General features: G+C 44.9%; 5 protein-coding genes and 1 pseudogene. All 6 read left to right on the top strand.

All coding sequences use genetic code 11. The features are described from left to right. Nucleotides 1-3: 3 nt before the first annotated feature. Nucleotides 4-1407 (top strand): annotated as a pseudogene (gene mtbB / locus MSSIT_RS10770) ([dimethylamine--corrinoid protein] Co-methyltransferase). Nucleotides 1408-1681: 274 nt separating this feature from the next. Further along, nucleotides 1682-3127, top strand: a complete 1446-nt coding sequence (locus MSSIT_RS10780; protein WP_048172326.1) for an APC family permease — start codon at nt 1682-1684, stop codon at nt 3125-3127. A 240-nt stretch (nt 3128-3367) separates the two neighbouring features. Further along, on the top strand, nt 3368-5938 hold the full coding sequence (locus MSSIT_RS10785; RefSeq protein ID WP_048172328.1) for a histidine kinase dimerization/phosphoacceptor domain -containing protein: 2571 nt from the start codon (nt 3368-3370) through the stop codon (nt 5936-5938). A gap of 1777 nt (nt 5939-7715) precedes the next feature. Next, complete coding sequence (locus MSSIT_RS10790; protein ID WP_048172330.1) at nt 7716-8501, top strand: helix-turn-helix transcriptional regulator; 786 nt, start codon at nt 7716-7718, stop codon at nt 8499-8501. A gap of 83 nt (nt 8502-8584) precedes the next feature. Then, nucleotides 8585-11206, top strand: coding sequence for a histidine kinase dimerization/phosphoacceptor domain -containing protein (locus MSSIT_RS10795; protein WP_048172332.1), 2622 nt, complete (start codon nt 8585-8587; stop codon nt 11204-11206). A 3-nt stretch (nt 11207-11209) separates the two neighbouring features. Beyond that, entirely contained in the window at nt 11210-11629 is a 420-nt protein-coding gene (locus MSSIT_RS10800; protein ID WP_048172334.1) for a response regulator, read from the top strand. Nucleotides 11630-12406: the final 777 nt, after the last annotated feature.

The raw sequence follows: 12406 nt of genomic DNA on the forward strand, positions 1-12406 counted from the left end.
AAAATGGCAACTGAATATGCTTTAAGAATGGGAGACGGGAAAAGAGTCTTCCTGACAAAAGAAAAAATCCTGGAGGAACTTGAGGCAGGAATGGCGAATGCCTCAGACCTTGGTGAAATTCCTGATCTTAGTGCCGATGAGATTGACGAGCTTGCAGAAATCCTTATGATGCCCGGGAAGGCCGTGAGTGTCGAACAGGGTATGGAAGTCCCGGTTACCCACGACATCGGTACCATCCGGCTAGACGGGGACCAGGGCAACAGCGGGGTAGGAATCCCTTCCAGCCGGCTTGTAGGCTGCATGACGCATGAAAGGGCATTTGGCGCCGACACTATGGAACTCGGTCACATCGACTACAGTTTCAAGCCGGTAAAACCCGTGATCTCAAACGAGTGCCAGGCAATGGAAATCTGCCAGCAGAACATGATTGTTCCCCTTTTCTATGGTGCAATGCCGAATATGGGCCTTTACTACACTCCTGACGGGCCCTTCGAAAACCCCGGCGATCTCATGAAGGCTTTCAAGATCCCGGAAGCCTGGGAGTCCATGGAACATGCCGCAGAGCACCTGACAAGGGACACTGTCTGGATCATGCAGAAGCTTTTTGCTTCCGGCACAGATGGGGTTAACTTCGACACAATAGCTGCAGCAGGCGACGGAGACTTTTACGGAACTCTGCACGCAATCGAAGCTCTGAGAAAGGAGTTCCCTGATATGTACATCGAAGCCGGCATGGCAGGCGAGATGGTACTCGGGATGCACGGAAACCTTCAGTACGACGGCGTGACCCTTGCCGGGCTCTGGCCGCACCAGCAGGCTCCTCTTGTTGCAAAAGCCGGAGCAAACGTTTTCGGCCCTGTGTGTAACACCAACACCAGCAAGACTTCTGCCTGGAACCTTGCTCGTTCAGTTAGCTTCATGAAGGCAGCTGTTCAGGCTTCTCCTATCCCCTGTCACGTCGACATGGGTATGGGTGTGGGCGGAATCCCAATGCTTGAAACGCCTCCGATTGATGCCGTTACAAGGGCAAGCAAGGCAATGGTCGAAGTTGCCGGCGTCGACGGCATATAGATCGGAGTCGGCGACCCTATGGGTATGCCGATTTCCCACATAATGGCTTCCGGAATGACCGGAATCAGGGCTGCAGGCGACCTTGTTGCAAGGATGCAGTTCTCAAAGAACATGCGCATCGGAGAGGCAAAAGAATACGTGGCAAAGAAGCTTAACGTTGACACGATGGACCTCGTAGACGAGCACGTTATGCGCGAACTCAGAGAAGAGCTCGACATCGGTGTCATCACCTCCGTACCCGGAGCTGCAAAGGGCATTGCTGCGAAAATGAATATCGAAAAGCTGCTCGGAATCAAAATCAATTCCTGTGAGACGTTTAGAAGACAGATACGATAAACACAGACAAGAAAAAACCGAACATAGCCGTATTTGCACAAAAAATGCTAAAAAAGGATGGAGATCAGGATCTTTCTTTTCCCTCTGAATTTTTGGGAAAGGAGTGGATTTTTTTCAGACTGTACCGCAGCTAATGGCTTGCGCAGCTTCACAATCAAGGTCCTGACCTCCTCCGACTTCTCCTGCTTGCAGGTATTGCAGGCTTATCCATACTGTAAGAGCTGTGCGAATTTTCAGGTTATGAAAGCAAATAACCAATGGAGTGTGTGTTGAAATGAGCGACGATAATATTGAAACCGGAGGGCTTCAGCGAACAATTGACTGGAAGCAGGGGCTTGCAATTGCTCTAGGGGTTCCTGTGCTGATCCTTCCTTCTATCGGCTATTTTGCAAGTTATGTCTGGGCTTTTGCTATAATTGTGTGGGCACTTTCTGTCTTCCAGGGTTTCATGCAGAACTTTGCTTACGGCGAACTTGCAACAATGTTCCCCAAAGCTTCCGGACTGCCCGGGTATGCCCAGAGCGTGTTCGGGGCAAAAGACGGAAATAAGCGTTATGACAGAAGCAAACTGCTCGGAGGTTTCAGTGCCTGGAGCTACTGGTTTGCCTGGAATCCCGTGCTTGCTATCTTTTCAATTCTTATTGGAAGCTACCTCAAAGGGCTTGTCCCCGCCTTTGCAGGTATACCTGATCTGGCTCTTTACCTGGCGTCCGGTGCGACTGTATTTTTGTTCCTGATCCTTGTCAACTACCGCGGGCTTTCAGGGGGAGCAACACTTGGATATATCCTTGCAGTGCTTTCGCTTGCCCCGCTTATAATTATCTCCCTGGCACCTTTCGTAACCGGGCACTTTGAGCTCAGCAATATTACAGGCGCCTGGCTTCCTACCGACTGGAGCTGGGATCTTAATCATATCCTTATCCTGCTCGGGCTCATGGCAATGGCTCAGTGGAGCGCCTGTGCCTGGGAAACCGCAGCCATATACGGGCCCGAGTACAGGCAGCCCAGGTCTGATGTGCCCAAAGCCCTCTTTATTTGTGGGGCTATCTGCCTTCTGACCTTTATCCTTGTCCAGGCAGCCTGTACGGGTACCCTGGGCATCGATGGAATTCTGGCCGAGCCCTTTTCGCCAATGCTTCCCCTGGCTCAGATGACCCTGGGCCCCATTGGAGGGTCTCTTACCATCCTCATGCTGATTGCGGCAATGGTCCTTATCATCCAGACAGCTTTCCTGGGAGCTTCAAGAGCTATGTATTCAATGGCTGAAGAAGGGAATCTGCCGACGTTTTTCGGAAAGATGAACGCCCACGGAACCCCTGTCAATGCAATGATTGTCATTGCTCTCTTTAACATGGGTTTCATCTTCCTCGGGACGCCTGCAGCTATCCTGGCAGCTTCGGCAATCGGATATGTCTGCGCTAACGGGATCAGCCTTTTTGCATATGTGAAAGCGAAGTTCGATCCCCGCTTTTCAGGGCTTGAAAGACCCTTCAAAGCTCCGGGGGGCTGGCAGTATGTTGCTGCGTTTTTCGGGTTCTTTAACCTGCCTCTCTGTCTGGTGGGAGTAGTTTATCTCAATAGCCTTGAGGTCGGATGGACCTCCACAATAGTCGGTTTCGTTGTGCTCGCCCTCTATATTCCTCTCTGGTTCTATTCCCAGAATGAAAACCCGATAAAGATAGAAAAAGAAAAACCAGCACCGGACAAAAGCACAACATGAGTTATAAGGGTGCAGAAACTATCCTGCATTCCTTCTTTTTATCTTATCCTATTTTTAGATATGTTTTAAGGCGTTTTTTAGTAGTTTTTAAATATTTTAATTGCTCATAGAAATTGTTTATAATAATCCGGTAGTACCTGATTTTTCCGGAGGTTAAGAGCAGATCTTTTTTCGGGGCACAAAAGTAATTTTCCCCTGTTAGGCAGCTAAAAAGAAGGAAACAAAAAATGAGGATTAACAATGTTCCGTGATACCCCGTTGAAAACAAAGATGATTCTCTATACCGTACTCGGGGTTTTTCTAATCCTTACGGCTTCCACAGCCGTGATTATTTCCACGGTTACAACACAGGAAGAAAAACTGGCGTACCAGCAGTCCGTTGAAATGGCTTCCAATTATGCAAACCAGTTCGATGCGGATATGAAAGCCAACCTTGCCATTGCAAGGACAATCTCCACAACCATGGAAAGCTACGAGACTACAGACAGGGCCGAAGTCCTCCTGATTCTGGAAAACCTGCTCCGCGACAACCCTCACCTTCTCGGGACCTATGTTGCTTTTGAACCTGATGCTTTTGACGGGAAAGATGCCGAATACATAAATGCACTTGCCCACGATGAGACTGGCAGGTTTGTCCCTTACTGGAATAAAATGAACGGGACTGTTTCGGTTGCTCCTCTTCTTCATTATGATACTTCGGATTATTATCAGCTCCCAAAGAATACAAAGAAGGATTTGCTCACCGAACCCTACTTTTATGAAGGAGTCTTCATGGTGAGTTACGTTTCTCCGATCATTAAGGATGGAAAATTTGCAGGGATCGGAGGGGTGGATGTTTCCCTGGACTATGTGGACGAGGTGGTAGGCGAGGTCAAGACTTTTGAAACCGGGTACGCTTTTATGGTAAGCAACACCGGAGTTCTACTTTCCCACCCCACATATAATGACTGGATCGGGAAAAAGAACCTTTCTGATTTTGGGGAAGATGAGCTTGGAAAAGCCTCCGATGACATAAAAAACGGCATAGGTGGGCATATAGAGACAATAGACCCTACTACAGGCAGGACTGTTATTCTTTTCTACGAACCTGTCAAAACCGGAGATTTTGCTTTCGTGCTGGTGGTTCCAAAAGAAGAAATGCTTGCCGGGGTAACTGACCTGAGGAACCGGTTGCTGATTATTTCTGCAATTTCAATCCTGTTCATGGCTGCCCTCGCTTATATGATTGCAAGGTCCGTAACAAAACCAATTAGCCGAATTGTTGAGGACTTTGAAAGCATTGCCCATGAAGCGGTTAAAGGGGAACTGGGGGTAAGGGCTGAAACGGATGTCGAGGTCGATTTTCGGGAAATTCCCAGGGGCCTGAATGAAATTCTCAATGCCGTAGTGGTTCCTATCAGAGAAACCATGAGGGTGACCAACGCTCTTGCAAAAGGAGAGTTAAAAGAAAGGGTCAATGTCGATGTGCAGGGAGAGTTTCGAGAACTTGAGGATACTCTCGATAAGTTTTCCGAAACTCTTAATCTGATTATTGATGACTCAAACGCCGTCCTTACAACCTTTCAGCATAACAACTTCAAGAGGCCTATCAGGGTCCAGGGGCAGGGAGATTTCAAGCTTCTTACCGATGGAATCGAAGAAACTCGCCTGGTCCTTTACAGGGTTACGAGGCAGCGGAGGGAAGCAGAAAAAGCCCTTCTCGATTATGCTCGGAAGCTTGAGCATTCTAACAAGTTAAAGGAAAAGCTGGAACGCATAATTAACAGCAGCCCTGTTATTGTTTTTTTGTGGAAGGACGAAGAAGGCTGGCCAATAGAGTTTGTTTCGAAAAACGTTACGAGGCTTGGGTATGAGGTAGAGGACTTTACTTCAAGAAAAATCCTTTACGGGGACATAGTCTATCCGGAAGACCTGGAAAAAGTTAAGATCGAATTTGCAAGGAATGTGGAATACAACTGTGAAGACTATAGTTTTGAATACAGGATCCTTACCAGGTCCGGGGAGGTCCGCTGGGTGGATGAAAGGACTTTTATCCAGAGGGATGAGGAAGGCGAGATCCATCTCCAGGGCGTTGTTCTTGACATAACGGAACATAAAAAAGCCGAAGAAGCCCTTTTGAAGATGGAAGAAGTCCGCAAAAAAGAGATTCACCACAGAATCAAGAACAACCTTCAGGTAATCTCTACCCTCCTCTACCTCGAATCCGGAAATTTCACTGACGAAAAGGTAATCGAGGCTTTCAGGGATAGCCAGCACAGGGTTAAGTCAATGGCTCTTGTCCACGAAAAGCTCTATCAATCTGAAGATATGATTAGCGTAGACTTTGCAGACTACATCCAGAACCTTGTGAATTATCTTTTCGGGGCATATTCCGTAGGGGACAGGAATATCAACCTGAAACTTGATGTCGATAATGTTTTCCTTGGGATGGATACGGCTGTCCCCCTCGGAATTATAATTAACGAACTCGTCTCAAATTCCCTTAAGCATGCTTTTTTAAAAGGGGAAGACGGTGAGATTTGCGTCCGCCTCAAAAAGGAAGAAAACGGAAAGGATGGCAAAGGGACCGGAAGGCTTGACACCGGAAAAGGAATCAAGGCAGGAGCCCCAGGAAAGTGTTTTTCACTTATTGTCAGGGATAATGGTAAAGGTTTCCCGGAAGATCTTGACTTCAGAGAAACCGACTCCCTTGGCCTGCAGCTTGTAGTTTCCCTTGTGGAGCAGGTTGAAGGTAGCATCGAGCTTGACACGAGCAGGGAAACCGAATTCAGAATCAGGTTCCGGGAATTAAAGTACAAGCAAAAATTATAAATGCTGCTATTGATCGAATTGCAATGGTGAATCTGGTAGAAACTGCAATCATAAAAGCCGGACTGTTGAAGTGTATCGGAGTATAGGGATGATGAAAATAAAATCAAAAAGTAATCGAAATAAAATCAAAAAGTAATCGAAATAAAATCAAAAAGTAATCGAAATAAAATCAAAAAGTAATCGAAATAAAATCAAAAAGAATAAAAGGTGAAATCTGCAGGAAATGATGTAATTACAGTGATACTGCCAGTGTCATTTTACTGTGCCGGTTTGTTCCAGGGGTAGAGGAGACAATGTTATACAGCTACTGGATCCGGTCATAAACCTGCCTGAATTCTCCGGTTTTCGAATGAATCTCAAGTTGCCATTATCTCAAGTTGCCATTATCTCAAGTTGCCATTATCTCAAGTTGCCATTATCTCAGGTTGCCATTATCTCAAGTCGCCATTATCTCAAGTCGCCATTCAGGATAATGTCCACAACATCACAAAACCCTGACTTGAGATCTTGAGGGTCTTTTCGACCATTACCGTATACTAATCGGGGCTTCCTCTCTCATACATTAATTTGGGTTTCTCTCTCAGTTCGGGGGTCCTTATGAGAATTTATTTTAACTGGCATTTTCTCGTTTTTCTCTCATATCCTGACAGATTTTCTTTTCTTCGATGAGTTCCCAAACTCATATTCTGTTTTTTCTGAAGGTGGTGTTCTTTTTGATGAGTTCCAAACTCATATCACTTTGAGGTTATTTTTGATGTATCTGGTTTTACATCTTATGTTTGCCTCTCAAAATTATCCCTTCTTTTGAGCCTCAAATCATGCCAGGAAGAACCTCTTTTTGCTGTCCTGACAGCTTTTATTATATGATTTATTATTTATAGCCCAACCTATGGAGTTCCTTCAACTACCATGGGTTAGGGAAAGAATCTCAGGACATTACTTATTTCGTGCGATTTTTTAATGCCACTAAAACTTTTAATCACTTGAAATAAAGCAGGTAAATCCTAAAAAGAGCAGGTATTATTTGGAGGTACCTGAAGAATATGACCCTGAATTCCAAGGTCACAGCCCTCAGGTAAATGTTGTAATGCTGTTGCTGGGTTCACGAGCAGCTAAAAACTGCCTGCATATATCTGATGGCACTCAGATATCCTTTTATCTCTCTGTTCTCAGTTTGTCCCGTAAGTGCCGGATTGCGTTCCCACATGCAGCCCGGAAAGCTATCGTTCTTCCCTGAGATTTCTTGTACTTGCTTTTCAAGGATGCAATATTTTTTCTATACTATACTTAATCCGTTTTTTACCACTTTTAATCTTTTTTCAAACCTTCTCTTTTGTTGCACCGGGGATTTACTCAAGACAATTTGTCTATTCCAGAAGGTTTGATCATTTTCCTAGTATGTGATTTATTCTATAACTCCAATAATACATAGCCCAACCTATGGGGTTTTTTCAAAACTTTCATGTTAAGGAGTGAGTAGTGGGAAAATACTATTTCAAAGAGATTTTTTGATGCCGTTATAATTTTTGAGAGCTTTAAAAACCTCCACCCGAAAAAAGGTATATTTCTCAGGTTTAACCGGGGTTTTCCTGTAATATCGGGATCGGTAAAAATCGGGATCGATAAAAGTCAGGAAATTGCAAAAGAGGATAAGGGATACTCTTTTTATTCTTTCAATGAAGGATCAGGCTTCCTATCCAAATTTATTTCCTGATATCAATTTATTTCTCATAACACAACATATTAATAAAAGGTTTCCAATATTATAAAAGTAGCAATGAGCTCATCTTTATGCGATACTATCTGGCTTTCTGAAAAAAGGAAAAACCTTCTCTTCTTGTTGATGGAAGGGCCCCGGGACATCGAGCAGATTAAGACCTCTCTCAATGTGACTGCTAAAGCGATGATGCCTCAGATCAAGATCCTGAAAAAGCAGGAGTTGGTCCTCCAGGAGGGGGACACTTATGAACTTTCGGAGATTGGAAAACTGGTTGTAGGGAACATGCTGCCCCTGTTCAACACACTTGAGGTCATCGAGGAAAACAAGGAATACTGGGCAAGCCGGGATACAAACGTGATACCGAAGGAGATGTTCATGCGCCTTGGTGAACTTGGAGAATGCATGGTTATCGAACCTGACCTGAACCACCTTTTTGACCTCCCCAGGGAATTTACTGAAAATCTTGCAAAATCCAGGTGCATCCTGAGCTCTCTTTCTTATTATCATCCCCTGTATCCTTCTTTATATTCGCAGCTTGCAAAGAGTGAGGCTGAAGTGGAACTCGTGCTGACGGAATCCGTATTTGAAAGGCTCAAAAACGACTCTCCCGGCGACCTTCAGTCTCTTTTTGACTCCGAAAATACAACTGTAGCGGTCTGTGAAGAAAGCCTTGGTATTCCTACCATTGCTGTCACCGATCGTTTCATGTACCTCTGCCTTTTCGACAGGCAGAGAAAATATGACCACAGAAAGGTGATGAGCTTCGATGCAAGTGCACTTCGCTGGGGCAGGGAGCTTTTTATGCATTACAGGAAATCCTCCCGGGAAGTAACAGACGTTTAATGCCCATGGTTTTTAAACACTAAACAATAACCGTTCCATCCGGGATTCTTTCTCAAAAACACCAATTGCGGAAGTTTAGTACGATGAGGTTCAAAGACGTCCCCTTAAAATCAAAGCTGGTTATCTTAATTGTTGTGGGGGTTTTTCTGGTGCTGGCTGTATCTACGGCAGTCATTATAAACACGGTTACGGCTCAAGAAGAAATGCTGGCCTACCAGAAATCCATCGAAATGGCTTCCAACTACGCAAACCAGTTTGATGCGGACATGAAAGCCAACAGGGCCGTTGCAAGAACCCTTGCACTCACGATGGACGAGTACGAAGCTTCCGACCGGGAAGAGGCAATGGATATCCTGAAAAATATCCTAAAAGAGAACCCCGATCTTATAGGGGTCTATGTAGGGTATGAGCCGGATGCTTTTGACGGCAGGGATTCCGAATATGTGAATGCTCCGGGGCATGATGAAACAGGCAGGTTCGTTCCTTACTGCAATATGATTAATGGGCAGATGACTATCGATCCCCTTGTCAATTATGATTCCTCGGACTACTACCAGCTTCCAGAAACCACAGGTAAAGACGTCCTGACCGAACCCTACTTTTATGAGGGAGTATTCATGGTGAGCTATGACTCTCCCATTTTTAAAGACGGAGAGTTCAAAGGGATAGCTGGCGTTGATGTCCCCCTTGAATATGTTGACGAGGTCGCAAGCGAGATCAAAACTTTTGATACCGGGTATGCTTTCATGGTGAGCAATACCGGGATCTTTCTCTCACATCCCACACAGAAGGACTGGATCGGAAAGAAGAGCCTTTCTGATTTTGACATGGAGGAAATTAGGAGGGCAGCCAGTGATATACAGAAGGGGATCGGAGGAAACATCGAAATCGATGACCCGACCACTGGCAAGACCGTTATTATGTTTTACGAACCGGTTGAAACCGGAGACTTTGCCTTCGTCCTGGTTGTCCCAAAAGAGGAAATGCTTGCCGGAGTTACTGCCCTGCGGAACAGGCTGCTGATCATTTCTGCAATTTCGATCCTGTTCATGGCTGCCCTGGCTTACATGATTGCCCGCTCTATCACAAGACCTATTGATGAAATCGTTGAGGACTTCAAGAGCATTGCCCAGGATGCGGTTAAAGGAAAGCTTGATGTAAGGGCAAAAACCGATGTGGAAATCGATTTCCGGGAAATCCCAACTGGTCTGAATGAAATCCTTAAAGCCGTAATTATCCCTATCAGGGAAACCATAAGGGTAACCAATGCCCTTGCAAAAGGGGAGTTAAAGGAACGGGTCAACGTAGATGTACAGGGGGAGTTCAGAGAGCTTGGGGATACCCTTGATAATTTTTCAGAAACCCTCAACAGGATAATTGATGATTCCAATGCTGTTCTGACAGCTTTTCAGAATAATGATTTCAAGCGAGAGATCCTTGTGCACGGGCATGGTGACTTTAAGCTTCTTACGGACGGAATTGAAGAGACTCGCATGGCTCTTGATCTTGTTACCGCTCAGCGCAGGGAAGCAGAAAAAGCTCTGTTGGACTACGCAATGGAGCTGAAACGTTCCAACAAGCTTAAAGAAGAAATGGAACGAGTCATCAATAATAGTCCTGTAATTGTCTTTTTATGGAAATATGAAGAAGGTTGGCCTGCGGAATTCGTCTCGGAAAACATTACAAGACTCGGCTATGAAGCTGAGAATTTTACCTCAAAGGAAATTCTTTACGGAGACATTGTCTATCCCGAGGACAAGGAAAAGATGCAAAAAGAACTTGCCAGAAATGTGGAAGAGGGCTGTGATGTCTATACCTCAGAATACCGGATCTTTACCAAATCCGGGGAAGTCCGCTGGGTGGACGAGAGGACTTTTATCCAGAGAGACGGGAAAGGAGGAATCCACCTCCAGGGCATTATCCTGGACATCACCGAGCACAAAAAAGCCGAAGAAGCTCTGCTGCAGATAGAAGAAATCCACAAAAAAGAAATCCATCACAGGATCAAGAACAACCTGCAGGTAATCTCAACCCTGCTCTACCTTGAATCTGGAAACTTCACTGACGAAAAGGTCATCGAAGCATTCAAAGACAGCCAGCACAGGGTTAAGTCAATGGCTCTTGTCCACGAAAAACTCTATCAGTCCGAAGACATGGTAAGTGTGGATTTTGCGGACTACATTAAAAACCTTGCTGATTACCTCTTCCAAGCCTACTCCACGGGCAGTGGAAAAGTCAGCCTGAAGCTTGATGTTGAGAACATTTTCCTGGGCATGGACACGGCAGTTCCCCTTGGTATCATCATCAACGAACTTGTCTCAAACGCCCTTAAACATGCCTTTTCCAAAGGTGAAGACGGGGAAATCTGCATCCAGCTGCACAGGGAAGGGGGAAATCTGTCCGGGAAAAGAGAAAATTATAAAAATACAGAAGATCAAGTGGCTAAGAGTGAGAAAGTTTATTCTACCGGTCTTAGTAGCAGCATACAGAAGGATAAAAAAGTAGAGGATAGGTTGACCCTGTTAGTGAGTGACAACGGCAAAGGGTTTCCTGAAAACCTTGATTTCAGAAACACGGATTCCCTCGGGCTCCAGCTGGTTACCGCACTTGTAGACCAGATTAACGGGTGCATAGAACTTGATACCAGTAGGGGAACCACGTTTGTAATTGTCTTTCAGGAGCTGAAGTACAAACCAAGGGTGTAAGGAATGGCAGAAGGACGAATTCTGATAGTTGAAGATGAACATATCGTTGCGATAGGGATAAAGCGCATGTTGAAGGGCCTGGGATATACGGTTACAGGTGTCGCCTCATCCGGAGAGGATGCCATAAGCAAAGCCGAGAGCACCTTTCCTGACCTCGTGCTGATGGACATAATGCTTAAAGGAGAACTTGACGGTGTGGAAGCTGCAAAAGAGATCAAAGCACGCTTTGATGTGCCTGTGGTTTATCTGACTGCTTATTCCGACAGCAATATTGTCGAGAGGGTCAAAAAGACCGGACCCTTTGGCTACATCGTAAAACCCTTTGACGAAAAGGATCTGCACAGCAATATAGAAATAGCCCTGCACAGGTACAGGAAAGAAAAAGAAAACCAGGAAGCGATTGAAGAGGAAAAAAAAGACTGAGAAGGGGAAATATCGGTTTTATTTATATTCCCTCCGTGGGATTTATTCTGGTGGAATTTTGTCCTTACGAGCCTCCTTTTCAATTGATTTCTTCTTTTCTTTTTTCTACACTATCCTGTTTTTTCTTTTTTCTACACTATCCTGTTATAAGACTGCTGAAAAGGCAGAAGAAGACAATTAATGTCCTGTGGGCAATGGCTCTCCTTGGGGAGGGTAATTTCTTAAGGTTAAAATTTTGAACGGCATCAAATTATCGCATATCCCTTGCAATAACCTTTCTGTTCTGCACAGGATAAAGCCTTGAAATTATCTCTTATTTTATGTCAGTACCGTATAGAGGAGGCTATATAGATTTATTTATATAGAAACACCGTATAAGAAAAACTCTCGGATCGAGTCTTCGCTTGATCACATAGTTTCTCTGGCTATAAAGTCCGCTGGAGAGATGAAATGATGGCAATCCAGAGGGGTGCTCAGGGGATAATATGGAATTTGCAAGTCATTGAAGACCATAAGTTATTCAAGACCATCAGTATTGCCTCTTACCTTTAAGGTGATAGAAAGGAATGTAAGTTTGAAGTTTGATGTCGGTAGTATTTCCCTTAACGGATAACTACAGTTCCCTTCGAGATCATCATCAATAAACCGGTGTAAAAAGCCTTTAAACACGTATTTTCTGACAGAGGACTAAGATTTGAATTCGAGTGATAGAAAGATTGATTATGATATTGGTAGTGAAATCTATAGCTTCAGCAGAGTAAATAGGGGAATAAAAAG

It is taken from the genome of Methanosarcina siciliae T4/M (assembly GCF_000970085.1).
GTDB lineage: Archaea > Halobacteriota > Methanosarcinia > Methanosarcinales > Methanosarcinaceae > Methanosarcina > Methanosarcina siciliae.

What these genes read in the sequence shown, in the direction of transcription:
- MSSIT_RS10785 (WP_048172328.1), top strand. Translation starts at nt 3,368, where the DNA reads ATGTTCCGTGATACCCCGTTGAAAACAAAGATGATTCTCTATACCGTA.
- MSSIT_RS10790 (WP_048172330.1), top strand. Translation starts at nt 7,716, where the DNA reads ATGAGCTCATCTTTATGCGATACTATCTGGCTTTCTGAAAAAAGGAAA.
- MSSIT_RS10800 (WP_048172334.1), top strand. Translation starts at nt 11,210, where the DNA reads ATGGCAGAAGGACGAATTCTGATAGTTGAAGATGAACATATCGTTGCG.
- MSSIT_RS10795 (WP_048172332.1), top strand. Translation starts at nt 8,585, where the DNA reads ATGAGGTTCAAAGACGTCCCCTTAAAATCAAAGCTGGTTATCTTAATT.
- MSSIT_RS10780 (WP_048172326.1), top strand. Translation starts at nt 1,682, where the DNA reads ATGAGCGACGATAATATTGAAACCGGAGGGCTTCAGCGAACAATTGAC.